We start from the raw sequence: 22876 nt of genomic DNA, 5'->3' as shown, positions 1-22876 counted from the left end.
GCATGACGCGCGAGGACGCCGAAGAGATTCTGACGAAAGCCGGCGAAGGGACCGACCAGGACTTCCCGCTGTTCGAGGCGGCCCTGGCCTGCGCCGTCCATGACGATCCCAGCCGTGACACCACCCCGGCCATCAACCTGGCCAAGGACGCCGTCGACCGCCTGCGCCGCCGCGCCGAAGCCGAGTCGCCCGAGGAGGCCGTGGCCGAGACCCTGGCCGGCGACCTGCGCCTGACTGGCGACGTCCTGACCTACGACCATCCCGACAATGCCGACGTCATCGCCATCGCCGAACGCCGCAAGGGCCTGCCCGTGGCCCTGGGCGTCTTCTACCTGCACGCCGCCCGCCAGGTGGGTCTGGAGCTGCATGGCGTCGACTTCCCTGGCCACTTCCTGCTGCGCATCGAGACCGAGGAAGGGCCGCTGGCCCTAGACCCGTTCAGCGAGGGCCGGGTGGTGCTGCCGTCCGAGCTGTCGCGCCGCGCCCTGCGCACCGGCCTGATGCCCGACGTCGCCTCGCGGCTGGAACTGCTGATGGCGCCGATCTCGGACCGCGCCGTGCTGATCCGCCTGCAGAACAACATCTTCGCCCGCGCCCAGCAGGCCAAGGACTGGGTCCGCGCCGAGCGCTCGGCCCTGCGCCGCGCCCTGTTGAACCCCAACGACCACCGCCCCTGGCTGGACGTCGCCGCCGCCCGCGAGGGTCAGGGCGCGCTGGCGGGGGCGCTCCAGGCGTTGTCCCGCGCCCAAACGCTCGATGGCGGCGCCGCCATCGCGGCCCGCGCCGCGCGTGAGCGGATGCGCCTGCGACTCAACTGACAAAAAGCTACTCTTCAACGCCGAACGAGGCACGAAGAACCGCAGATCGAATCATTTCGACGCAGATTGAGCCGCACCTGAGCGGCTTTCCGCACAAAACGCCCTTTCGGCAGGCGGCTCGCCGCGCGAAATTCGCGCGGCGGACGCGTCGAAATTTCATTTAATTCAGCAATATCAATGCGCTGCTCGATTTCCACGCGAGGCGTTTGCGATCCGCCACGTCCGTGTTGGATTTCGCTCAACGCCGACACGGGTTGCCCAGCGATCCACGAAGAGAATTGGCGCAACATCCACACAGAGAATTCCATGAACATCCGCATGATTTATCTTGCGGATGCGATACCTATTGTCGCAACTATATTTTTGTCTATCTTAGACATTACTTTTGATGACTTTGCGAGTAACCAATAGGTAATAAGGTACAGCTTAAACGAAACCTCAACTGCACTTGCTCGGCCTCGGCCGTTCAACGCTATGGGGGCGTCATGCTGCGCTTGAAAATCACCGGGAAGATCGTCCTGGCGTTCGTCGCCTTGATCGGGGCGTTCGCCGTCGCCAGCACGATCGTGTTCGTCAGCCTGGGCGTGATCCGCGACAACGCCGTCGCCGTGGAGCGCAGCTTCAAGCTGGCGAAATACGCGGCCCACACCGAGACCCTGATCCTGGAGCAGCAGTCGGCCGTGCGCGGCTTCCTGGTAACCGGCGACGAGCGGTTCGTCCGCGCCTATCGCGACAGCGCCAAGGCCTTCGACCGCGACGTCGAGACCTTCATCAGCCGCAGCACCCGCGCCGACCAGATCGCTCGCGGAAAGCGTCTGGCGGAACTGGCCCACGAATGGCGCACCACGCGCGCCGACCGCCAGATCGCCCTGGCCCGCGACCCGGCCACCCGGCCGCAGGCCCTGGCCATGATCGGCCGCGGCGGCCTGGACCGCATCCGCGCCCTGCAACGCGAAATCAACGAGGCCGCCGACAAGCGCTCGGCCATCCGCCTGGCCGAACGCGACGAAGCCCTGGCTAGCGCGACCTGGGCCCTGGCGATCGGCGGCGCGGCGGCGATCCTGATCGCCATCGGCATGGCCTGGATGCTGTCGCGTGTCATCGCCCGCCCGATCCTGGGCATGACCGCGGCCATGACCCGCCTGGCCCAAGGCGACCACGCCGTCGAGGTCCCGGACACCGCGCGCCGCGACGAGGTCGGCCTGATGGCCAATGCCGTCCTGACCTTCAAGGACGCCGCCATCGAGAAGGTGCGGATGGAGGCCGAAGCGGCCGAAACCCGCCGCCATGTCGAGGCCGAACGCGCCCGCAACGAAGCCGCCCGCGCCGAGGCCGCCCGCGAACAGGCGATGGTGGTCGAGCAGCTGGCCGGCGGCCTGTCGCGCCTGGCCGACGGCGACCTGACTCACCGCATCGACGCCCCGTTCGCGGACGACTATCGCCAGCTGAAGGACGACTTCAACGCCGCCATCGCCCGCCTGCGCCAGGCCATGTCGGTGATCTCGGGCAACACCAGCGGCATCAAGTCGGGCAGCCACGAGATCAGCCAGGCCTCGGACGACCTCTCCAAACGCACCGAACAGCAGGCCGCCAGCCTGGAAGAGACCGCCGCGGCGCTGGAAGAGATCACCGCCACGGTCAAGCGCACCGCCGAGGGCGCCCTGCACGCCCGCCAGATCGTCTCGGCCGCCAAGACCGACGCCGAACAGGGCGGCACGATCGCCGCGCAGGCGGTGGCCGCCATGACCCAGATCGAAGGCTCCTCGACCCAGATCGCCCAGATCATCGGGGTGATCGACGAGATCGCCTTCCAGACCAACCTCCTGGCCCTCAACGCCGGGGTCGAGGCCGCCCGCGCGGGCGAGGCCGGCAAGGGCTTCGCGGTCGTGGCGCAAGAAGTGCGGGCCCTGGCCCAGCGCTCGGCCGAAGCGGCCAAGGAGATCAAGGCCCTGATCGGCGAGTCCTCGCAGCAGGTCGGCGCGGGCGTCGCCCTGGTCGGCCGGACCGGCGAGGCGCTCCAGCGGATCGTCAAGCAGGTGCTGGAGGTCAACACCCTGGTCGCCGAGATCGCCGCCTCGGCCCAGGAACAGGCCTCAAGCCTGCAGCAGGTCAATGTCGCCGTGAACCAGATGGACCAGGTGACCCAGCAGAACGCCGCCATGGTCGAGGAAAGCACGGCCGCCAGCCACGCCCTGGCCCGCGAGGCAGAGGACCTTTCCCGCCTGATGAACCAGTTCCAGGTCGGCGACGCGCCACCCGCAACATCGCGGACGAGCGTGTCACGGCCCGGTCAACGCGCCGCCTAGCGGCGCTCCCCCCTCCTCCTCCCCACTGCTCAGAGACCTCCCATGCAACTCGATCGCAGAGCCCTGCTCGGCGGCGCGGCGCTTGTCGCCTCGACCGCCGGCGTCGCCGCCGCCCAGACCCCCGCACCGGCTACCCCACCAACCGAACCCGAAGTCATCGACCTGTGGAACGGCGCCATGCCGGCCGCCGGCAAGGGCAAGGGCGGCGCCGAGATCGTCCTGCAGGACGGCTCGCACGACGGCTCGGTGACCAATGTCAGCCAGCCCCGCCTGCGCGTCTTCCGCGCCGCCAAGCCGAACGGCACGGCCGTGATCGTCGTGGCCGGCGGCGGCTATCGCCGCATCAACATCCGCGCCACCAGCGAGGCCATGGCCCGCTGGCTGAACATGATGGGGGTCACCGCCTTCGTCCTCTACTACCGCATGCCCGTCGACGGTTGGGCCCCGCAGGCTCCGCTGCAGGACATGCAGCGCGCCGTGCGCGTGGTGCGCGCCCGCGCCGCCGAGTTCGCGGTGGATCCGGCCAAGATCGGCGCGGTCGGCGCCTCGGCCGGCGGTCACCTGGTCGGCATGATCTCCAGCCGCGCGGACGAGGCCTTCTACGCCCCGATCGACGCCGCCGATAAGGTCTCGGCGCGTCCCGACTTCGCCGGCCTGATCTACCCCGTCATCACGGTCAAGCCGCCGTTCGACAACACCCAGACCCGCCGCATGATGGCCGGCGAGAACCCGACGGCCGAGCAGAGCGCGGCCATGTCGGTCGAGACCCATGTGACCAACAAGACGCCGCCGACCTTCCTGGCCCAGTGCGTCGACGACGGCGTCTCGGCCATCGACAACAGCCTGATCATGTTCAGCGCGCTGCGGGCGGCCAAGGCCCCGGCCGAGCTGCACGTCTTCGAGCAGGGCGGCCACAGCTTCAACATGGGCGTCCCCGGCGGTCCGACCTCCGGCTGGCCCGCCCTGTTCGCCAACTGGGCCAAGTCGCACGGCTTCTTCGGCGGCAAGGCCATCGCGGCCCGCGCCGCCTCCACGGACTAAACCGAGCGGGCTGGTCCAACAGCCCCCGCCTCCAAACCCAAAATCATCAATCCAGAAGAACGCGCACCGGCGGGCCCAGGGGGGCCGCCCGGCGCGAAGGGAAAACTCATGCCTAAGCGTAGCTTCAAGACCGGCCTGGCCGTGACCATCAGCGCTCTCGCGCTCAGCATCGGCGTCGGCGGCGTCGCCTCGGCGGCGCCCGCCAAGAAGGCCGACGCCAACGCCGCCCTGATCCAGCTGGTCAAGGATCAGCAAGCCAAGATCGAGGCCCTGGAACAGCGCTTGTCGGCCGTCGAGGCCAAGGCCGGCGCGCCGGCCGTCCCGGCTGAAACCCAAGCCGCCGTCCAGGCCAACACCCAGGCCCTGGAGACTACGGCCGCCGAGCTGCAGGCCGCTCAGGCCCAGATCGTCCAGCTGCAGGACGCCCAGCAGGATGCGCTGAAGGTGAAGTGGGCCGACGGCGGTCCCGAGTTCGTCAGCTCGAACGGCTTCTTCACCTTCCACCCGCGCGGCCGCATCCAGATCGACGCGTCGACGACGCGCGGCTCGAACTTCGACGCCCGCAACATCAGCGGCACCGAGGCCCCGGCGGTCCGCCTGGGCGCCGAGGGCATGATGGGCAAGCTGGGCTACAAGATCGAAGCCGACTTCGCCGACGAAGTGGTGTCGCTGAAGGAGGTCTACATCTCCTACGACAGCAGCATCGCCGGCCACGTGGTCGAGTACTATCTGGGCAACAAGCTGAACGACCGCACGATCGACGGCTCGACCTCGGGCGTGTCGCTGCCGTTCATGGAGCGCAACGTGGTGGCCAATGTCGCCGCGCCGCAGAAGGGCTTCTTCGGCCTGGGCGCTATGGCCAAGATCTATGGCGGCAACTGGCACGCCAGCGTTTCGCTGACCGGCGGCCCGATCGGCCAGGTCGGCGACAACCGCAGCCCGCTGACCCTGGCCGGCCGCGCCCACTGGAACCCGGTCAAGACCAAGGACGGCTTCGTCCACCTGGGCGTCTGGGGCTTCTCGGAAGACCTGGCCCCGGCCACCGCCACCATCAACAAGACCAGCTATATCGGCCCGGGCTTCAACGACAATCTGAAGGTCTCGGCCAGCTCGCTGACCAATCCCGAGCATGACAACGGCTACGGCTTCGAACTGGGCGGCACCTACCGCTCGTTCTGGATCTTCGGCGAACAAGGCACCCGCGACATCAGCCTGCAGGTCGGCCCGAACGTGAAGCAGAAGGCCCGCTCGGTCTATGCCGGCTACCTGCTGACCGGCGAGCGTCCCGGCTTCTCGACCCGCTCGGGCATCTGGAGCGGCGTGAAGGTCAACCACCCCGTCACCAGCGGCGGCACGGGCGCGTTCGAGATCGCCACCCGCTACGACAAGATCGACTTCACCAACGTCGCCAACGGCGGCGAGGGCGACGCCTATACGGTCGGCCTGAACTGGTACGTGAACGACTGGGCGCGGGTGATGACCAACTTCGTGCACTGGAAGACCCAGAACAAGGTCGGCTCGTTCAAGGGCCTGGACACGGGCGACAGCCTCAGCGTTCGCGGCGAAATCGCGTTCTAACCGGACACGCGTTTCCTCCCTGAAGGAGGGCGGTCCACCCCACCGGCCGCCCTCTCTTTTCGTCGCGTACAGGCGCCCGCCCCATCCCTCGGGGCGGGCGCCGCCTTATCAGCCCCTCGCAATCGCCGGAAATCGCCTTAACTAGACGGCGCACAGACACGCCGAAGGATCGAGCCCCATGTCGCTGAGAGTCGCCGTCCAGATGGACCCCGTGCTGGGGATCAACATCGACACCGACACGACCTTCCTGATGATGATGGAGGCGCAGCAGCGCGGCCATAAGCTGTGGTTCTACACGCCCGACAAGCTGTCTCAGGAAGACGGCCGGGTGTTCGCCCGCGCCCAGTCGCTGGAGGTGTTCGCCGAGAAGGGCGCCCACGCCAAGCTGGGCGAGGTCCAGGTCATCGACATGAAGGACGACATCGACGTCGTCCTGATGCGCCAGGATCCGCCGTTCGACATGGCCTACATCACGGCCACCCACTTCCTGGACAAGATCCACCCCCACACCCTGGTGGTGAACAACCCGACCGAGGTGCGCAACGCGCCGGAAAAGCTGTTCGTCACCGACTTCCCGGGCGTGCAGCCGCCGACCCTGATCACCAGCGATCACGAGGCGATCTACGATTTCCGCGCCCGCCACGGCGATATCGTCCTGAAGCCCCTCTATGGCGGCGGCGGCTCGGGCGTGGCCCGTCTGCTGGCGGATGATCCCAATCTGGACGCCCTGCTGGAACTGCACGCCATGATCGGCCGCGAGCAGGTCATCGCCCAGAAGTTCGTGCCGGCCGTCAGCAAGGGCGACAAGCGCGTCCTGCTGGTCGATGGCGAGCCCGTGGGCGCCATCAACCGCGTGCCGGCCGCCGGCCAGGTGCGCTCAAACCTGCGGGTCGGCGGCCGCGCCGAGGCGGTGTCGCTGACGGCTCGCGACATGGAGCTGTGCAAGATCATCGGCCCGGAACTGAAGCGCCGTGGACTGATCTTTGTCGGTATCGACGTCATTGGCGAGTACTTGACCGAGATCAACGTTACGTCGCCCACCGGCGCACAACAGCTCAAGCGTTTTACCGGTATCAACGCCGCGGCCATACTCTGGAATCGTATCGAGGACATTCGCCGCAACGGTGGGTAACTCTGCGGAAAGACGGACGTTTCGCGAAACGTTCGTTTTTCGTTCTTGCTCCATTTCGCAAGCTATGCTGTGACTTGTGGATAAAGTTCATTGTCCATGAGGGTTTGCGATGGCCGCCAGCGTGGTCACCGTTGCGTTCGAGGGTGTCGAGGCTCGGCGTGTCGACGTCGAGGTTCAGCTGACCACGGGCGCCCAGGTGTTCGTCATCGTCGGCCTCGCGGACAAGGCGGTGGCCGAGAGTCGTGAACGCGTGCGCGGCGCCTTTGCGGGGCTCGGCCTCTCGCTGCCCGGCAAACGCATCGTCGCCAATCTGGCGCCGGCCGATCTGCCCAAGGAAGGCGCCCATTTCGACTTGCCGATCGCCCTGGCGGTGATGGCGGCGCTGGGCGTCATTCCGATGGACGCCCTGGATGGCTGGGCGGCGATCGGCGAGCTCTCGCTGGATGGCCGCATCATGCCGGTCGCTGGCGCGCTGCCGGCGGCGATGGCGGCCGGGGCCATGGGCCTGGGCCTGATCTGTCCGGAGGCCTCCGGTCCCGAGGCGGCCTGGGCGGGCGACACACGCATCCTGGCCCCGCGCTCGCTCGTCTCGCTGATCAACCATTTCCGGGGCGCCCAGATCCTGTCGGCGCCGGCGCCCGGCCCGATCGTCGAGGGCGAGGCGGCCAAGGACCTGCGCGACGTGAAGGGCCAGGAGCACGCCAAGCGCGCCCTGGAGATCGCCGCCGCCGGCGGCCACAACCTGCTGTTCGTCGGCCCGCCGGGCTCGGGCAAGTCGATGCTGGCCCAGCGCCTGCCGGGGCTGTTGCCGCCGCTGACCTCGGCCGAGCTGCTGGAGACCTCGATGGTCCATTCGGTGGCGGGGCTGATCGCGAGAGGCGCCTTGACCCGCGCCCGGCCCTACCGCGCCCCGCACCACAGCGCCTCCATGGCCGCCCTGACCGGCGGCGGGTTGAAGGCCAAGCCGGGGGAAGTCTCCTTGGCTCACAATGGCGTGCTGTTTTTAGACGAACTGCCGGAGTTCAGCCGCCAGGCCTTGGATAGCCTGCGCGCGCCGTTGGAAACCGGCGAGGTGATGGTGGCCCGCGCCAACTTCCACATCCGTTATCCGGCTCGGGTGCAGCTGGTCGCGGCCATGAACCCCTGCCGCTGCGGTCACGGCGGGGCCGGGCGCGGGGCGTGCGGCAAGGCGCCGAGGTGCCAGCTGGACTATCAGGGTCGAGTGTCGGGTCCGATGCTGGACCGCATCGACCTGGCCGTCGACATGCCTGCCGTCACCGCCGCCGACCTCTCGTTACCGCCGCCGCAGGAGGGCTCGGCCGAGGTCGCCGCGCGGGTGGCGCGGGCGCGAACGCTGCAGCAAGCGCGGGCGGAAGAGTTCGGCGCCGACGATGGTCTGAACGGCCGGGCCGAAGGCGCCTTCCTGGAGAAGATCACCGCCCTGGACGATCGCGCTCGCGCCCTGCTGACCCAGGCCGCCGAGGCCGGCCGGATCAGCGCGCGCGGTTGGACCCGAACCCTACGCCTCGCCCGCACCATCGCCGACCTGGAAGGCGCCGAACGTGTCCAGCGCGTCCACGTCGCCGAGGCCCTGGCGTATCGGCGGACCCATACGCCCGGCGAAGGCGTTCCGGCCTAGGGCCGCGTGCGGTGCAGCTTGTGCATGTCGTCGCGGCGCAGACCGCCGATGGCGGCGGCGACGCTGGCGGCGAAGGCGCTGGTCAGGGCGCCGATGCCCAGGAAAAGCGACAGCTGGGCGCCGATCTGACCGGCGCGCACGACCTCGGCGGGGGTGAGATCGCCGACGGGCGGCGTTGCCGCCGGCGCGGCCAGAGCGCCGAGAACCAGCAGGCCCACCACGCTGGCGGCCCAGGCCAGCAGGCCGTGGGCGGTGTCGCGGAAATGGACCTCGTGGTCGTGGACGTTCAGCCACTTTGTGCGCATTCGCCCGGCGACATAGCCGCCCAGCATGCTGGCCACCACCTGGCAGGCGATGAACGCCGCGCCCAAGGTCGGGGTGAAGTCGCTGGCCGTCAGGCCCGCCGGCCAGCGCGGCGACAGCTTCAGGCCAAAGCCCGCGCCCAGCGACAGCAACACGAACAGCAAGGCGATCGTGGCGACGGCGCCGGCCAGGACCGCGTCCCAGCTGACGGCCGACTGGTTTTCTTCGCCGATATCGACGGCGACGAGATCAGGGGAGAGAGCCATAGGACGTCCCCTTTTCTCAGAAATGGTGGGTGCAGAAGGCGAGCAGCAGGATGATCGGCAGCGGCACTCCGAGGAGCATCAGAAGGATCGATCGCATGGCGTGAGCTTCCCTGTTCGAGCTTGTCCACGCACAACGGCGCCGCTCGATACCGGTTCCGGCGCCCCTCGCGAGTTTGACCGGGTGTTAAGCCGCTGCGGGTAACCTTGATCTCCATGAGCGACAAGAAACCCGGCGTCACCCCCGAGCAGCTGGCCACCCTGAGCCACGAGTTCCGCACCCCGCTGAACGGCGTGCTGGGCATGGCGCGCCTGCTGGAAAACACCAAGCTGACGGCCGAGCAGCGGTCCTATGTCACCGCCCTGCGCGAGAGCGGCGACCACCTGCTGTCGCTGGTCAATGACGTGCTGCACTTCGCCCGCCTGGGCGCGGCCTCGATCGAGCTGTCGCTGGCCCCGGTGGATATCGAGGGCCTGCTGCGCCAGGTCGCCGAACTGATGAGCCCCCGCGCCCACGAGAAGGGCATCGAGATCGCCTGGGCCGTGCCGACCGCCCTGCCGACCATCCAGGCCGACGAAGGCCGTCTGCGCCAGATCCTGCTGAACTTCGCCGGCAACGCCGTGAAGTTCACCGAGGCCGGCGGCGTCCTGCTGACCGCCACGGCCACGACCGATGGCCGCATCCGCTTCTCGGTCGCCGACACCGGGCCTGGTGTCGCGCCCGAGGCCCGCCAGCGGATCTTCGAGGCCTTCGTCCAGACCGACATCACCCACGCCACCCAGCTGGGCGGGGCGGGCCTGGGCCTGGCCATCGTCGCGCGCCTGGCCAACGCCATGGACGGCGAGGTCGGGGTCGGCGGCGAACTGGGCCAGGGCGCCGAGTTCTGGTTCGAAGCGCCGTTCGAGATTGCCGCGCCCGCGACCCGCGCCGCGCCGCTCGAAGGCCGCAGCGTCGCCATCGCCTCGCCCAACGCCATCGTCCGCGCCGCCACCGTGCGCCAGATCGAGGCCGCCGGCGGCCGCGCCTTCGCCGCCGTCGACGTCGCCTCGGCCCTGTCGGGCGCGCCGGCCGACGCCGTGCTGCTGATCGACGCCGCCCTGGCCGCGCCGCGCGGGGCCTTCAAACCGCCCGCTGGCCGCAAGGCCGTGGTGCTGCTCACCCCCGAGCAGCGCGACCGCATCGACCGCCTGAAGGACGCCGGCTTCTCGGGCTATCTGATCAAGCCGCTACGCGCCGCCTCGCTGGTCGAGCAGGTGCTGCGGGCCGGTGAAACCGAGACCGCCCAGACCGAAGCTCCGATCCATGACGATCGCATCGCCGGAGCCGTAGCCCAGGGCGTGCGGGTGCTGCTGGCCGAGGACAATCCGATCAACGCCCTGCTGGCCCGCACCCTCTTGGAACGCGAAGGCTGCAAGGTCGACCGCGTCGCCGACGGCGAGCAGGCCGTGGCCGCCGCCGTCGCGGGGGCCTATGACCTGATCCTGATGGACCTGCGCATGCCGGGCCTGTCGGGCGTCCAGGCCGCCAAGGCCCTGCGCGCCAAGGGCGTCGCCGCCCCGATCGCCGCCCTGACCGCCGACGCCTTCGACGAGGACAAGCGCGCCTGCCTGGCCGCCGGCATGGACGACTTCCTGGTGAAGCCCCTGACCCAAGAAGCCCTGCGCGACGCCCTCAAGCGCTGGACGACTGGCGGCGCCGCGAGCGGCTGGACGAAAACCGCGACGCGAGCCAAGGTCGCCGGCTAAAGGGCGGGGGCGATTTCCCCGCAGGGGGATCGCCAGATGACCGACGACGCGAAAGCCGCGCCCGAGAAGAAGACCCTTCTCCAGACCCTGGCCTTCTTCCTGGAGCGCCGCAGCCTGGTGATGCTGGGCCTGGGCTTCGCGTCCGGCCTGCCGTTCATGCTGATCTTCGACACCCTGTCGCTGTGGCTGCGCGATGCGGGCCTGTCGCTGGCGGTGATCGGCTTCTTCAGCCTGGCCACCCTGTCGTTCTCGTTCAAGTTCCTGTGGGCGCCGCTGATCGACCGCACCCGCGTGCCGGTGCTGCACAACCTCTTGGGCCATCGCCGCGCCTGGCTGCTGGTGTTCCAGATCGCCATGATCCTGGGCCTGTGGGCGATCTCGACCATGAACCCGGTGAACCAGCTGGGCGTCTTGGCCGCCGCCGCCGTGGCCGTCGGTTTCGCCACCGCCTCGCACGACATCGTCCTGGACGCCTGGCGCATCGAGGTGGCCGACAAGGAAGACCAGGGCCCGATGGTCGTGGCCTATCAGTGGGGCTACCGCGTCGCCATGATCGCGGCCGGCGCTGGTCCGCTGCTGCTGGCCGAGCGCTTCGGCTGGAACTTCTCGTACGCCGTGATGGGCGCGGTCGTCGGCATCGGCGTGCTGGCCACCCTGTGGGCCCCGCGCGAGGCCGAGCACACCATCCGCCCGATCCCGACCGACGACGTCAACCAGCCCAAGGCCCTGGAGATCCTCGAGTGGCTGACCCGCCTGGCCGTGCTGGTGCTGGGCGCCCTGGTGCTGGGCTCGGGCCTGTCGGGCGACGCGTCCTTGCTCTCCAAGCTGGTCGGCGGCGAAGCCCTGGCCGACGCCTGGACCGCCAAGCCCAACGGCGTCTGGCTGCAGCTGGTGGGCGTGATCATCGGCCTGGCCATCGTGGTCGTCGCCGCCTGGCCTATCCCCAAGGTCCGCACCAAGCCGGGCGTCTACATGTCCAAGGCGTTCGGCGAGCCGCTGGGCGAGTTCCTGACCCGCTTCCACGGCGTGGCCGGCCTGATCCTGGCGGCGATCTGTGTCTACCGCGTCTCGGACTTCGTGCTGAACATCATGAATCCGTTCTACCGCGACATGGGCTTCTCGCTCACCGAGATCGCCGAGATCCGCAAGGTGTTCGGCATCATCGCCTCGATGATCGGGGTGTTCTTAGGGGGCGTCGTGGTCTCGCGCCTGGGCCTGATGAAGGCGCTGGTCATCGGCGCCTTCGCCCAGCCGATCAGCAACCTGATGTTCGCCCTCCTGGCCATGAGCGGCCACAGCATCCCGATGCTGTTCACCTCGATCTGCCTGGACAACATCGCCGGCGGCATCGCCGGCACCGCCCTGATCGCCTACATGTCCAGCCTGACCTCGGCGGGCTTCACGGCCACGCAGTACGCGCTGTTCTCGTCGCTGTACGCCCTGCCCGGCAAGCTGATCGCATCGCAGTCGGGCCGCATTGTCGAGGCGTCCGCGCAGGCCGCCGAACACGGCGGGCCGATCGGCCTGCTCAAGGGCCTCTTCACCCGCCTTCCGCCCGAGAGCTTCACCGCCGCCGGCGCCAAGCTGGGCGTCAGCGCCCAGGCCATGGCGGCGGGCTATACGACCTTCTTCATCTACACCGCGCTGATCGGCGTGGTGGCGATCGTGCTGTCGTTCGCGGTGGCGGCGCGGCAGGGGAAGGTCGAGGCGGCGGCGAACGCTTAAAGACCCTCTCCCCAAGGGAGAGGTGTCGGCGCGCAGCGACGACGGAGAGGGAAGAGGCCGGAGCCAGGACAAGTTCCCCCTCCGGCGCTTCGCGCCACCTCCCCCGCTAGGGGGAGGATCTTTTCTCCGCCGCCTAAACCGCCAAGCAAACCACCTGCGCCACCCGCAGATCCCGCCGCAACCCATCGGCCACGCGGCCGTAGTTCTCGGTGGTGATCGGCTCGCTGGGCGCGAATTCCGACGGCGAGGGCCGGCGGTGCGGGCCCAGCAGGGTCTTCAGGGTCTCGGGCGCGGTCGTATAGATGCGGCCCCGGCGCGGGGCCTCGGCGACCGTGACCCCGATTACCCGTCCGGCGGCGTCCAGGGCCGGCGCGCCCGACAGGCCCGACAGCGTGCCCTTGAGGGTGTCGGTGCGGCCGACCTCGGCCCAGACCAGCACCGGCTCGGTGCGGGCCCCGCGACCATGGACGACCAAGTTTTCGCGGCCCAGCAGGCGCGAGGCGGCCTCGCCCGGATGGCCTTGCGGGAAGCCCGGATGATAGGCGCGCGCGCCCCGGCGCAGCGGGATATCCAGGCCCAGCGGCACCGACGGCGCCCCGCCTTCGGTGGTCAGGATCGCCGCGTCGGCCTTGGGATCGACATGGATCTTGGCCGCCACGCCACGGCCATCCGCGACGACGATCGCGGCGGACTTGCAGCCATCGACCACGTGGCGCGCGGTCAGCCAGGTCCCGTCGTCACCGACCGAGAAGGCCGTGCCCGAACCCGGCTCGGGGCGATCGGGCACCTGCACCACGATCGACGGGTCGAACGGCGAGGACGGCCCCAGCGGCAGCCCCTCCTCGCCCGGCACCGGCGGCGGCGGCGGCGGGGCGTCGGAACGCTCCTGGCGGCCGACGGCGACGATCACCAGGGCGCTGACCGCCGCGGCGTAGACCAGCCAATCGGGAAGCTTGGGGAAATGCACTGCTTGAGCCCCCGACCGTGTCGGCTCAGCCGGCCACGGCGGCGGCGAGGACCAGGGCGGTGGCCAGCTTGGCGCCGACCAGCAGGACCGCGGCCGAGATCTCGCCGTCCTGGATCCGCTCGGGCAGGCCCTTCAGCACCATGTCGGTGACCCGGAAGACCAAGAGCTGCACGGCGATGGTCGCCGCACCCCAGATGCCGATCTCGATCACCGAGGTCGAGGCGGTCAGCGAGATGGCCAGCGGGATCGACAGGCCGACCATCACCCCGCCCAGCGACAGGGCGGCGGCCGAATTGCCCTCGCGGATCAGGGCGATTTCCTTGTGCGGGGTCAGCAGCGCGTACAGCGTCGTGCCCAGGATCAGCATGACCAGGGTCACGCTGGCGTGCAGCAGGGTGACCGGGAAGCCGGTGGCGAAGGCCTGGACCTCGGGCGACTGAAGCTGGGACGGCATGGACGCGGACTACCCTGGGAATTGTTCGGCGACCTGACTAACACGGGTCACCGAGTCTTGCGTAGGGGGCGCCCGCGTCAGGGGAGCCGAGGCCTACTTGTAGAAGCCTTCCCGCAGGTTCAGGCCGTGCTCGACGAAGACCTTCATGGCGCAAAGCATGCCGGTCCAGCCCTCGCAATTGCCGAAGGCGGCCTTCTCGCCCGCCGCCGAGTCGCTCCAGCCCGCCTCGTGGATCTTGACCAGGGTGCGGCCGTCGCCCGTGTCGGCGAAGGTCATGGTCACCTCGGTGTTGTAGGTCGCGTTCGGCTCGGCCGAGCCCCAGCGCAGGACGATCTTCTCGTTCTGCACGACCTCGACCACCTCGACCGGGAAGGCGCCCGGGAAATCGTGGAAGTCCCAGGTAACGGTCGCGCCGGTCTCGAGCCGCCCCTGCGCCCCGCCGGTGGTGAAATAGCCGGACAGCTTCTTCGGATCGGCGACGGCCTCAAAGACCTCGGACACGGGCTTGCCGATCCGGCCGCTGACGGTGAATTCGTGCGCCATGGAGCATCTCCTCGCTTGCTGGCGATGACCATGTGTTATAATCTTATAACATGTCAAGCGAGGACGAAGCCGACCTGATCTTCAAGGCCCTGGGCCACCGGGTGCGGCGGAGCATTCTGGATCTGCTGAAAGCCGAGCCGCTGACCACCGGCATGCTGTGCGCGCGGTTCGCGGAGCTCGATCGCTGCACGGTTATGCAACACCTGGGCGTGCTGGAAGAGGCCGGACTGGTCGTGGCCGAACGACGCGGTCGCGAACGCTGGAACCACCTGGACGCCCTGCCAGTCCACGCCATCCACGAACGCTGGATCGGCCCGTACGCGGCCTATGCGGCGGGGATGCTCAGCCGGCTGAAGAAGGTGGTCGAGGAAGAGGCCTAGGCCGCCTCGTCCTCGTCATCATCCGACAGCACCCCAGCCATCGCCGCCAGCGACAGCTTGCGCAGCGCCGAGGCGCGGACCTTCTCGCTCTCGCTCTTCAGCTGGCCGCAGGCGGCCAGGATGTCGCGCCCGCGCGGGGTGCGGATCGGCGAGGAGTAGCCAGCCTTGTTGAGGATCGCGGCGAAGGCCTCGATCGTCGACCAGTCCGAGCACAGGTAGTCGCTGCCCGGCCACGGATTGAACGGGATCAGGTTGATCTTGGCCGGAATGCCCTTGATCAGCTTGACCAGGGCGCGGGCCTCGTCAGGGCTGTCGTTGACGCCCTTCAGCATCACGTATTCGAAGGTCACGCGGCGGGCGTTGGACAGGCCCGGATAGGCGCGGATGCCGGCCATCAACTCGGCGATCGGGTATTTCTTGTTCAGCGGCACCAGCTCGTCGCGCAGGGCGTCATTGGTGGCGTGCAGGCTGATCGCCAGCATGGCCTGGGTCGTATTGCCCAACTTCTCCAGCATCGGCACCACGCCCGAGGTCGAGACGGTGATCCGGCGACGCGAGATGCCGATGCCCTCGTTGTCGCTGATGATCTCGATGGCGTCGGCCACCTGGCCCAGATTGTACAGCGGCTCGCCCATGCCCATGAACACGATGTTCGACAGGACGCGGTCTTCCTTGTCCGACGGCCATTCGGCCAGGTCGTCCTTGGCCACCTGCACCTGGGCGACGATCTCGGCCGCGGTCAGGTTGCGGACCAGCGGCTGGGTGCCGGTGTGGCAGAAGCTGCAATTGAGCGTGCAGCCGACCTGGCTGGACACGCACAGGGCGCCGGCGCGGCCGACGCCGGGGATGTAGACGCTCTCGACCTCGATGCCCGGAGCCATGCGGATCAGCCACTTGCGGGTGCCGTCCTTGGACACCTGGCGCTCGACAATCTCCGGCCGGGCGATGGTGAAGGTCTCGGCGAGACGCGCGCGGGTCTCCTTGGCGACGTCGCTCATATGGGCGAAGTCGGTAACGCCGCGATGGTGCATCCAGCGGAAGATCTGGGTGGCGCGCATCTTGGCCTTGCCGTGCTCGACCACGCCGCTCTCGACCAGGGCCGCGACCAGCTGCGGGCGCGTGAGGCCCGAGAGGTTGACCATGGGTTTGGCGACGGGAGTGGCGGGCGCTGTCTCGGTGGAGACGCGCGACAGGTCGAGGGTGACGCTCAAGGGGGTGTCCGGATGCTCGGGGGTCGAGGCGGACATATAGCAGGTCCGAGGCGGTTTTCCAAAAGGACCGGCCTGCGACAAGCGGCCTCGTCCTTCGACAGGCTCAGGATGAGGCCTATTGAAAGGCCCGGACCTCAACCGAAATCCTCATCCTGAGCTTGTCGAAGGACGAGGATTTCGCGCCCCTAAACCTTGCGGAACTTGCTTCCCTGGTTGGCGATCAGGGCCAGGGCCCAGTCATCCGGGACGATCTTGGCGATGGCGGCGATGGTCTTGTTGGGCGCGCCGGGGACGCAGATCGAGCGGTTGGCCTCGGCGGCCTCGTAGCCGGCGGCGGCGACCTCGTCGGCGCCCAGCCATAGCCATTCGGGCACGCCCTGGGTGACCTGGGCGCGGGTGCCGTTGACGTCGTGGAATTCCGAATAGGTGAAGCCCGGGCACAGAGCCGAGACGTGCACGCCGTTCTGCAGGTTCTCCAGGTGCAGGCTCTGGGAGAACTTCACGAGGAAGCCCTTGGTCGCCGCGTACAGGGTGTGGCCGGCCGCGCCGGGGACCAGGCCCGCCAGCGAGGCGACATTGACGATGCGGCCGAACTTGCGCTCGACCATGCCCGGCAGGACCTTGTGGGTCATCTCGCAGACGCTGGTCAGCATCAGTTGGAGGAACTTGGCCTGGTCGGCCCAGCTCGTGGAGTCGTAGGTCCCCGGCAGGCCATAGCCGGCGTTGTTGACCAGGGCGTCGACCACCCGGCCCTGCTCGGCGATGGCGGCCAGCACCGTGTCGACGCCGGCCGGCTCGGCCAGGTCGGCGGGGATGGCATAGGCCTCGACGCCCGAGCGCAACTTGATCTCGGCGGCCAGGCCCTCGAGGCGATCGACCCGGCGCGCGGTCAGGGCCACGTCATAGCCGTGGCTGGCGTAGATGCGGGCGGAGGCGGCCCCGATGCCGGCGGAGGCGCCGGTGATCAGGGCGAGACGGCGGGCCATGTCGTAGTCGATCCGGAAGAAGACGAAACTTCGCCGGAGACGAGCACGGTCCGCGCTTCGGTACAAGAAGCCCTCAAGAAAGGGGGCGGAAGGGGCGCGCGATGGGGTCGGGCGCGCCCCTTCCGAGGCCGCTGCGGGGAGGGAAAACCGCGCGGCCCAGGGCAGTTGGTTTTAGGCGGCCTTGCCGAGCTCGGCGGCGGCGTTGGCGCCGACCGCCCAGCGAACGGCGGCCTTGGCGACGCGTTCGCCCAGCAGGCGGGCGGTCTCACGGTCGCCGGCCGGCGGGGTGATCTCGGTCGAGGCGTTGTCCGACTGAGCGGCGACGCCCAGGAACGAGCCGACGCGGTTCAGGGTGTCGGGACCCCGCTCGGCGGCGGTCACGTTCGGCGGAGCGATGCCCAGGTTCACCCAGTTCATGCCGTGCTGGGCGGCCAGGATCGTCAGGCTCTCGAGCGCGTGGCCCTTGTCGCCGGCGAAGCTGTGCGAGTTGGTGAAGCCGGCGGCCAGCTTGTCCTTCCAGGCGCCGGTGAAGAAGGCGCTGGCGGTGGCGTCGGCGAACACTTTGAACACGCCCGAAACGTCGCCCATATAGGTCGGCGCGCCGAACACGACGGCGTCGGCGGCGGTGATCTGCTCGATCAGCGGCGCGAAGTCCTGGGCGGCGTTGTCGATCTTCAGCAGCACGGCGGTCTGGCCGGCGTCACGGACGCCCTCGGCGACCTTGTGGGCCAGGACTTCGGTGTGGCCGTAACCGGAATGGTAGGCGATGGCGACGGTGGTCATTGTGGTTTCCCTCGTTTTTAGAAACTGAAACGGTAGCGATTACGTAAGATCGCCGAACAGCGTCGCCAGAGGATCAGCAACAAGGTCGGGTGCAATTTTTCTGTGGGTCGGAATCAGCGGCGCTGAAGGCGGCTTCTGGCCGAACGACGAAATGCCTATGCCGCTTGCGACAACGTTGTCATTTCTTTATGCAGAAGGAACTTCTGCCAGCAGCATGATCTTCGGCGCGCCGCCCTCCCCCATTGGCCGCGTCGCGTCCGTGTTGCGCCACGTGTGTGTGAGGCGCCGACATGACCACCAAGACCGTCCATCCCGGCTTAGTCCTGGCCGCCCTCGCTCTGGGCGGCTTCGCGATCGGCACGACCGAGTTCGCGTCGATGAGCCTGCTGCCCTATTTCGCCAAGGACCTGGGCGTCGATGCGCCCACGGCCGGCCATGCGATCAGCGCCTATGCCCTGGGCGTGGTGGTGGGCGCGCCGGTGATCGCCGTGGGCGCCGCGCGGCTGCCGCGCCGGGTGATCCTGACGGTGCTGATGGCGGTGTTCGCGGTCGGGCATCTGCTGTCGGCCATCGCGCCGAACTTCCAGACCATGCTGATCTCGCGCTTCTTCTGCGGCCTGCCGCACGGGGCCTATTTCGGCGTCGCGGCCCTGGTCGCCGCCAGCGTCTCCCCGCCGGACAAGCGGGCGCAGTCGGTGGCCATGGTGATGATCGGCCTGACCGTGGCGACCATCGTCGGTGTGCCGCTGGCCAATGTGGTCGGCCAATGGATCGGCTGGCGCTGGGGCTTCGTGATCGTGGCCGTGCTGGCCGCCCTGACCGCCCTGTCGGTTTGGCTGTTCGCGCCGCGCGTTCCGGCCGACGCCGACGCTAGCCCGCTGCGTGAGCTATCGGCCCTGGCCAATGGTCGGGTCTGGCTGACCCTGGGCATCGGCGCGATCGGCTTTGGCGGCATGTTCTGCGTCTACACCTACCTGGCCGACACCATGCTGGCCGTGACCCACGCCTCGCCCGCCGCCCTGCCGGTGGTGCTGATGGTGTTCGGGGCCGGCATGACCGTCGGGACCTTGGTCTGCGCCTGGGCGGCCGACCGGGCCCTGATCCCGGCCATCGGCGCGGTGCTGCTGTGGAGCGCCGGCGCCCTGGCCCTCTATCCGCTGGCCATCGGCAGCCTGTGGACCCTGATGCCGGTGGTGTTCCTGATCGGCTGCGGCGGCGGGCTGGGCGCGGTGCTGCAAACGAGGCTGATGGACGTGGCGGGTGACGCCCAGACCTTGGCCGCGGCGCTGAACCACTCGGCCTTCAACACCGCCAACGCCCTGGGCCCCTGGCTGGGCGGCCTGGCCATCGCCGCCGGCTATGGCTGGGCGTCGACCGGTTGGGTCGGCGTCGCCCTGGCCCTGGGCGGCTTCGTCATCTGGGTGATCGCGGCGATCGACGCGCGCCAGCAGCAGCGCTTGGCGCTAGCGGCAGCGGAATAGGGGCCGCCCTCGTCCTTCGACAGGCTCAGGATGAGGACTACTGCTAGGGTCGTTCAGTCGAAAACCTCATCCTGAGCCTGTCGAAGGACGAGGTTTTCGTTTCTCAGCAGCCCTCGACGGCCGCGTGGGCGCCGTTCAGCAGGTCGGCCACGGTGATCTGGCCCAGGCGCTCATGGGCGGCCTTGTCGGCGGCCTGTATCGCCGAGCGGACGGCGTCGGGGATCTTCTCGCCCACCGGGCAGCCCTTCACGCCCTTGGGCGCGACGCCCAGATGCGCGCAGCCGTTGACGGCCTTCAACACGATGTCGAGCGTGATGGTGTCGGCGGGCTTCAGCAGCCACGCCCCACCGTTGGCGCCGGCGCGCGCGCCGATCAGTCCCGCCTTGCCCAGCATGGCGGTGACGCGGCGGACCACGACCGGATTGGTCGGGACCGAGGCGGCGAGCTCGGCGCTGGCCACGGCGCGGTCGGCCGAAAAGGCCTCCTTGTGCGCCAGATAGGCCAGGGCGTGCGCCGCTACGGGGAATTTCTGACTGTCAGACATCTCAACCGGGAACGTAAGGTTGTCGCCCGCGCGTTCAACTGAAAACTGTTTCATCTCCGCAACGCGGCCCCTTCCTTTCTGCGAGAGAGGGAAGAAGCGACGTCAGGGGATGATTGAACCCGTCGCGGATTGGGTGTATCGCGCCGCGCTTGATCGATATGGGTCGGCCGACAGCATTTTGCGAGGGCGGCCCGGAGGGATTGAATGGCTTCCGAAGCCTCAAGCGCGACCGGCACCGATTGCGCGCCCGCCTCTACCGACATTCCGCAACAGGAAAACGGCTCCCAAAATGGGGGTGGCAATGGCCATGGCGGTCATGATCCCAAGGGTCATGGCTTCTTCGCCCTGGCCCTGGGCTCGATCGGCGTCGTGTTCGGCGACATCGGCACCAGCCCGCTGTACGCCCTGCGCGAAGCGCTGAGCCACGCCCGCTCGTCGGCCTCGACCGAGCATGCGGTGCTGGGCGTGGTGTCGCTGGTCCTGTGGACCATGACGCTGTTCGTGACGATCAAGTACGTCATCTTCTTCATGCGCGCCGACAACAAGGGCGAGGGCGGCACCCTGGCCCTGATGGCCCTGGCCCAGAAGGCCCTTGGCAAGACCGGCCGCAAACGCTCCATGGCGATCTTCTTCTTAGGGGTGGTCGGCGCGGCGCTGTTCTATGGCGACGGCATCATCACCCCGGCCATCTCGGTGCTGTCGGCGGTCGAAGGCCTGAAGGACGCGCCCGGCGTGGGCCACAGCCTGACGCCCTATATCGTGCCGATCTCGGCCGGCATTCTCATTCTGCTGTTCGCGGTCCAGTCGCGCGGCACCCACAAGATGGCCTCGCTGTTCGGACCGATCACGGCGGTCTGGTTCCTGATTCTGGGCGCCCTGGGCCTGCTGCACCTGACCGACGACCCGTCGATCTTCCGCGCCTTCAATCCCTGGTACGGCATCCGCTTCCTGTTCGAGAACGGCTTCGTCGGCTTCGTCATCCTGGGCAGCGTGTTCCTGGTCGTGACCGGGGCCGAGGCGCTGTATGCCGACATGGGCCACTTCGGGAAGCGCCCGATCCAGGCCTCGTGGCTGTGCCTGGTGTTCCCGTGCCTGGCTCTGAACTACCTCGGCCAAGGCGCCATGGTGCTGGACAATCCGGCCGCCGGCCGCAACCCGTTCTGGGAGATGGTCCCGAGCTTCGCCTATTGGCCCGTGCTGATCATGGCCACCATCGCCACCGTCATCGCAAGCCAGGCGGTGATCACCGGCGCCTTCTCCATGACCCAGCAGGCCGTGCAATTGGGCCTGCTGCCCCGCATCGAGATCAAGCGCACGTCCGAGACCCAGGCCGGCCAGATCTTCGTGCCGGCCGTGAACCAGTTCCTGCTGATCGGCGTGCTGGTGCTGCTGTTCATGTTCCAGAGCTCGCACAAGCTGGCCTCGGCCTATGGCATCGCCGTCACCGGCGCGATGTTCGTCGACACCCTGCTGGCCTATGTCGTCATCCGCCGCGTGTGGAAGTGGAGCCTGTGGCAGACGGGCCTGCTGCTGATCCCGCTGGTGGCGCTGGACCTGGTGTTCATCGCCTCGAACATGCTGAAGATCCCGGACGGCGCCTGGCTGCCGCTGGTGTTCGGCGCGGTGCTGGTGCTGATCATGTGGACCTGGACCCGCGGCGCGGGGATCCTGACCGCCAAGACCCGCCGCGACAGCGTGCCCCTGGTCGACCTGATGGAGATCCTGCGCGCCCGCGCCCCGCACCGCGCCCCCGGCACGGCGATCTTCCTGACCTCGGACCCCGAGATGACCCCGGTCGCCCTCATGCACAATCTCAAGCACAACAAGGTGCTGCACGAGCGCAATGTCATCCTGACCGTCCGCACCACCGAGACGCCGCGCGTCAACGAGGAAGACCGGGTCAAGATCGAGAAGGTCAACGACGACTTCAAGAAGGTCATCGTCAACTACGGCTTCATGGAAAGCCCCAACATCCCCAAGGCGCTGGCGGTCTGCCGCAAGCAGGGGCTGAAGTTCGACATCATGGCCACCAGCTTCTTCCTGGGCCGCCGCTCGATCGTGCCGTCGGCCAATTCGGGCATGCCGCTGTGGCAGGACCGCCTGTTCATCTACCTGATGAAGAACGCGGCCAATCCGACGGACTTCTTCAAGATTCCACCCGGCCGTGTGGTCGAGCTGGGCGCCCAGGTGACGGTCTAGATGTCCTACGGCTTTGCCGCCGCCCTACTTGGGGTCGCGACGGTGCTGTGTGGAATTTTCAGCGCATTGGCGTGGAGAACCGGCAATGCGACTCCGCCCCCCGTCGATCTGGGCGTCGGCGATCGAAAGTTCATTTGGTCCCGCTGGATGATCTGGGCGCCCCTCATGATCATTGCGATAATCTGGGTCGGCCTCGGCGCTGACATCGTCGCAGGCCGCCCAGTCATAACGGAGCTGCGTAGCTACGCTTCCATCGCCATGCCCTGGCTATGCGTGTGGTTTTCGGCGGCGGCATATATTCGCCTGAGGAAGAACGCTTCCGCACCAGGCCTTGGAAGAGACTGATGAGCACGACCCTACGCGTTCTTGGCGACGGCCTCTCGATCGCCGCCCTGGCCATCATCGCCGCCACCGCCCAAGGCGCCTGGAAGCGGATCCCCAAGGACGCCCTGGTCCCCATGCTGTGGGGCCGCGACGGCGCGCCGACCGTGCGCGCGCCCAAGGCCGTGGGCCTGCTCAGCATCCCGATCCTGTCGATCATCGTGCTGCTGTCGTTCACGGCCACCCAGGCCACCTTCACCGACGATCCGACCCAGGCGCTGATCATCCTCCTGGTCCGCGCCACCCTCGCCGCCAGCCTGGGTCTGAGCCAGCTGTTCCACCTGCGGTTCGTCATCAAGACGTTGCAGGACGAAGGTCAGCTTTAAGCTCTTGACCCGCGCCGTCTTTCGCCGTTGAAGGCGCGCGACTTTGTGTTTCTCTCCGGAAGGACCCCTC

Annotated in this window: 21 protein-coding genes; 12 read left to right on the top strand and 9 right to left on the bottom strand. The window is 68.4% G+C overall.

Annotated elements, in window-relative coordinates; all coding sequences use genetic code 11:
- Positions 1 to 2 precede the first annotated feature (2 nt).
- Entirely contained in the window at positions 3 to 818 is an 816-nt protein-coding gene (locus tag AC07NF_RS13695; protein ID WP_492815826.1) for a SirB1 family protein, read from the top strand.
- 14 nt (positions 819 to 832) lie between these two features.
- On the opposite strand, the gene AC07NF_RS13690 is transcribed toward AC07NF_RS13695, so the two are convergent.
- Complete coding sequence (locus AC07NF_RS13690; protein ID WP_494626654.1) at positions 833 to 1138, bottom strand: hypothetical protein; 306 nt, start codon at positions 1136 to 1138, stop codon at positions 833 to 835.
- Positions 1139 to 1303: 165 nt separating this feature from the next.
- Between AC07NF_RS13690 and AC07NF_RS13685 the strand changes: the two genes are divergently transcribed.
- The 5 genes from AC07NF_RS13685 (at position 1304) to AC07NF_RS13665 (ending at position 8514) form a co-directional block, all read left to right on the top strand.
- Positions 1304 to 3124 carry a methyl-accepting chemotaxis protein gene (locus AC07NF_RS13685; protein ID WP_494626652.1) on the top strand — a complete coding sequence of 607 codons (1821 nt, stop codon included), beginning with the start codon at positions 1304 to 1306 and terminating at the stop codon, positions 3122 to 3124.
- Positions 3125 to 3166: 42 nt separating this feature from the next.
- Positions 3167 to 4165: an alpha/beta hydrolase gene (locus AC07NF_RS13680; RefSeq protein WP_494626650.1), complete on the top strand. Its 999-nt coding sequence runs from the start codon at positions 3167 to 3169 to the stop codon at positions 4163 to 4165.
- Positions 4166 to 4273: 108 nt separating this feature from the next.
- The gene (locus tag AC07NF_RS13675) at positions 4274 to 5743 is read left to right on the top strand and encodes an OprO/OprP family phosphate-selective porin (protein ID WP_494626648.1); all 1470 of its coding nucleotides are present in this window, start codon (positions 4274 to 4276) and stop codon (positions 5741 to 5743) included.
- Between the two features lie 178 nt (positions 5744 to 5921).
- Positions 5922 to 6875, top strand: coding sequence for a glutathione synthase (gshB, locus tag AC07NF_RS13670; protein ID WP_494626646.1), 954 nt, complete (start codon positions 5922 to 5924; stop codon positions 6873 to 6875).
- A 109-nt stretch (positions 6876 to 6984) separates the two neighbouring features.
- Positions 6985 to 8514, top strand: a complete 1530-nt coding sequence (locus AC07NF_RS13665) for a YifB family Mg chelatase-like AAA ATPase (protein ID WP_494626644.1) — start codon at positions 6985 to 6987, stop codon at positions 8512 to 8514.
- Here the strand turns inward: AC07NF_RS13665 and AC07NF_RS13660 are convergent.
- Positions 8511 to 9083 carry a hypothetical protein gene (locus tag AC07NF_RS13660; RefSeq protein WP_494626642.1) on the bottom strand — a complete coding sequence of 191 codons (573 nt, stop codon included), beginning with the start codon at positions 9081 to 9083 and terminating at the stop codon, positions 8511 to 8513. The two genes, AC07NF_RS13665 and AC07NF_RS13660, sit on opposite strands and share 4 nt — an antisense overlap.
- 213 nt (positions 9084 to 9296) lie before the next feature.
- Here AC07NF_RS13660 and AC07NF_RS13655 point away from each other — a divergent pair, with 213 nt between their 5' ends.
- Both AC07NF_RS13655 and AC07NF_RS13650 read left to right on the top strand, forming a co-directional pair.
- Complete coding sequence (locus tag AC07NF_RS13655) at positions 9297 to 10826, top strand: response regulator (protein ID WP_494626640.1); 1530 nt, start codon at positions 9297 to 9299, stop codon at positions 10824 to 10826.
- Positions 10827 to 10862: 36 nt separating this feature from the next.
- Positions 10863 to 12551, top strand: coding sequence for an AmpG family muropeptide MFS transporter (locus tag AC07NF_RS13650; RefSeq protein WP_494626638.1), 1689 nt, complete (start codon positions 10863 to 10865; stop codon positions 12549 to 12551).
- Between the two features lie 133 nt (positions 12552 to 12684).
- Here the strand turns inward: AC07NF_RS13650 and AC07NF_RS13645 are convergent, their stop codons facing one another.
- The 3 genes from AC07NF_RS13645 to AC07NF_RS13635 all read right to left on the bottom strand — a co-directional run bounded on the left by AC07NF_RS13645 (position 12685) and on the right by AC07NF_RS13635 (position 14515).
- On the bottom strand, positions 12685 to 13518 hold the full coding sequence (locus AC07NF_RS13645) for a S1 family peptidase (protein WP_492815835.1): 834 nt from the start codon (positions 13516 to 13518) through the stop codon (positions 12685 to 12687).
- Positions 13519 to 13543: 25 nt separating this feature from the next.
- Entirely contained in the window at positions 13544 to 13972 is a 429-nt protein-coding gene (locus AC07NF_RS13640) for a DUF350 domain-containing protein (protein ID WP_492815836.1), read from the bottom strand.
- Between the two features lie 93 nt (positions 13973 to 14065).
- Entirely contained in the window at positions 14066 to 14515 is a 450-nt protein-coding gene (locus AC07NF_RS13635; protein WP_492815837.1) for an SRPBCC domain-containing protein, read from the bottom strand.
- 50 nt (positions 14516 to 14565) lie between these two features.
- Here AC07NF_RS13635 and AC07NF_RS13630 point away from each other — a divergent pair, with 50 nt between their 5' ends.
- The gene (locus AC07NF_RS13630; protein ID WP_494626635.1) at positions 14566 to 14895 is read left to right on the top strand and encodes an ArsR/SmtB family transcription factor; all 330 of its coding nucleotides are present in this window, start codon (positions 14566 to 14568) and stop codon (positions 14893 to 14895) included.
- Here AC07NF_RS13630 and rlmN read toward each other — a convergent pair.
- The 3 genes from rlmN to AC07NF_RS13615 form a co-directional block, all read right to left on the bottom strand.
- Entirely contained in the window at positions 14892 to 16106 is a 1215-nt protein-coding gene (gene rlmN / locus AC07NF_RS13625; protein WP_494627573.1) for a dual-specificity RNA methyltransferase RlmN, read from the bottom strand. The genes AC07NF_RS13630 and rlmN overlap by 4 nt on opposite strands.
- A 185-nt stretch (positions 16107 to 16291) precedes the next feature.
- Positions 16292 to 17092 (bottom strand): SDR family NAD(P)-dependent oxidoreductase, encoded by an 801-nt coding sequence (locus AC07NF_RS13620; protein WP_494626632.1) that lies wholly within the window; start codon positions 17090 to 17092, stop codon positions 16292 to 16294.
- Positions 17093 to 17263: 171 nt separating this feature from the next.
- The gene (locus AC07NF_RS13615; protein WP_494626630.1) at positions 17264 to 17875 is read right to left on the bottom strand and encodes a flavodoxin family protein; all 612 of its coding nucleotides are present in this window, start codon (positions 17873 to 17875) and stop codon (positions 17264 to 17266) included.
- A 290-nt stretch (positions 17876 to 18165) separates the two neighbouring features.
- Between AC07NF_RS13615 and AC07NF_RS13610 the strand changes: the two genes are divergently transcribed.
- Positions 18166 to 19356, top strand: coding sequence for an MFS transporter (locus AC07NF_RS13610; protein WP_494626628.1), 1191 nt, complete (start codon positions 18166 to 18168; stop codon positions 19354 to 19356).
- Between the two features lie 103 nt (positions 19357 to 19459).
- Here AC07NF_RS13610 and AC07NF_RS13605 read toward each other — a convergent pair whose 3' ends face one another.
- Positions 19460 to 19900 (bottom strand): Rrf2 family transcriptional regulator, encoded by a 441-nt coding sequence (locus tag AC07NF_RS13605; protein ID WP_494626626.1) that lies wholly within the window; start codon positions 19898 to 19900, stop codon positions 19460 to 19462.
- A 204-nt stretch (positions 19901 to 20104) separates the two neighbouring features.
- On the opposite strand from AC07NF_RS13605, the gene AC07NF_RS13600 reads away from it, so the two are divergent.
- A complete protein-coding gene (locus AC07NF_RS13600; protein WP_494626624.1) occupies positions 20105 to 22099 on the top strand; it encodes a potassium transporter Kup in 1995 nt (664 codons plus the stop codon).
- A gap of 344 nt (positions 22100 to 22443) precedes the next feature.
- Positions 22444 to 22806, top strand: a complete 363-nt coding sequence (locus AC07NF_RS13595) for a hypothetical protein (RefSeq protein ID WP_494626622.1) — start codon at positions 22444 to 22446, stop codon at positions 22804 to 22806.
- Positions 22807 to 22876 lie beyond the last annotated feature (70 nt).

The organism is Caulobacter sp. GW821-FHT10A06, from assembly GCF_059415805.1.
The sequence above is the reverse complement of the archived record's forward strand: the minus strand, read 5'-3'. Positions and strand labels throughout refer to the sequence as shown.

Coding starts and splice junctions, on each gene's coding strand:
- AC07NF_RS13610 (WP_494626628.1), top strand. CDS start 18,166: ATGACCACCAAGACCGTCCATCCCGGCTTAGTCCTGGCCGCCCTCGCT.
- AC07NF_RS13600 (WP_494626624.1), top strand. CDS start 20,105: ATGGCTTCCGAAGCCTCAAGCGCGACCGGCACCGATTGCGCGCCCGCC.
- AC07NF_RS13650 (WP_494626638.1), top strand. CDS start 10,863: ATGACCGACGACGCGAAAGCCGCGCCCGAGAAGAAGACCCTTCTCCAG.
- AC07NF_RS13685 (WP_494626652.1), top strand. CDS start 1,304: ATGCTGCGCTTGAAAATCACCGGGAAGATCGTCCTGGCGTTCGTCGCC.
- AC07NF_RS13695 (WP_492815826.1), top strand. CDS start 3: ATGACGCGCGAGGACGCCGAAGAGATTCTGACGAAAGCCGGCGAAGGG.
- AC07NF_RS13690 (WP_494626654.1), bottom strand. CDS start 1,138: ATGCGGATGTTCATGGAATTCTCTGTGTGGATGTTGCGCCAATTCTCT.
- AC07NF_RS13635 (WP_492815837.1), bottom strand. CDS start 14,515: ATGGCGCACGAATTCACCGTCAGCGGCCGGATCGGCAAGCCCGTGTCC.
- gshB (WP_494626646.1), top strand. CDS start 5,922: ATGTCGCTGAGAGTCGCCGTCCAGATGGACCCCGTGCTGGGGATCAAC.
- AC07NF_RS13665 (WP_494626644.1), top strand. CDS start 6,985: ATGGCCGCCAGCGTGGTCACCGTTGCGTTCGAGGGTGTCGAGGCTCGG.
- AC07NF_RS13620 (WP_494626632.1), bottom strand. CDS start 17,092: ATGGCCCGCCGTCTCGCCCTGATCACCGGCGCCTCCGCCGGCATCGGG.
- AC07NF_RS13680 (WP_494626650.1), top strand. CDS start 3,167: ATGCAACTCGATCGCAGAGCCCTGCTCGGCGGCGCGGCGCTTGTCGCC.
- AC07NF_RS13605 (WP_494626626.1), bottom strand. CDS start 19,900: ATGTCTGACAGTCAGAAATTCCCCGTAGCGGCGCACGCCCTGGCCTAT.
- AC07NF_RS13675 (WP_494626648.1), top strand. CDS start 4,274: ATGCCTAAGCGTAGCTTCAAGACCGGCCTGGCCGTGACCATCAGCGCT.
- AC07NF_RS13630 (WP_494626635.1), top strand. CDS start 14,566: ATGTCAAGCGAGGACGAAGCCGACCTGATCTTCAAGGCCCTGGGCCAC.
- AC07NF_RS13660 (WP_494626642.1), bottom strand. CDS start 9,083: ATGGCTCTCTCCCCTGATCTCGTCGCCGTCGATATCGGCGAAGAAAAC.
- AC07NF_RS13615 (WP_494626630.1), bottom strand. CDS start 17,875: ATGACCACCGTCGCCATCGCCTACCATTCCGGTTACGGCCACACCGAA.
- AC07NF_RS13655 (WP_494626640.1), top strand. CDS start 9,297: ATGAGCGACAAGAAACCCGGCGTCACCCCCGAGCAGCTGGCCACCCTG.
- AC07NF_RS13640 (WP_492815836.1), bottom strand. CDS start 13,972: ATGCCGTCCCAGCTTCAGTCGCCCGAGGTCCAGGCCTTCGCCACCGGC.
- AC07NF_RS13595 (WP_494626622.1), top strand. CDS start 22,444: ATGAGCACGACCCTACGCGTTCTTGGCGACGGCCTCTCGATCGCCGCC.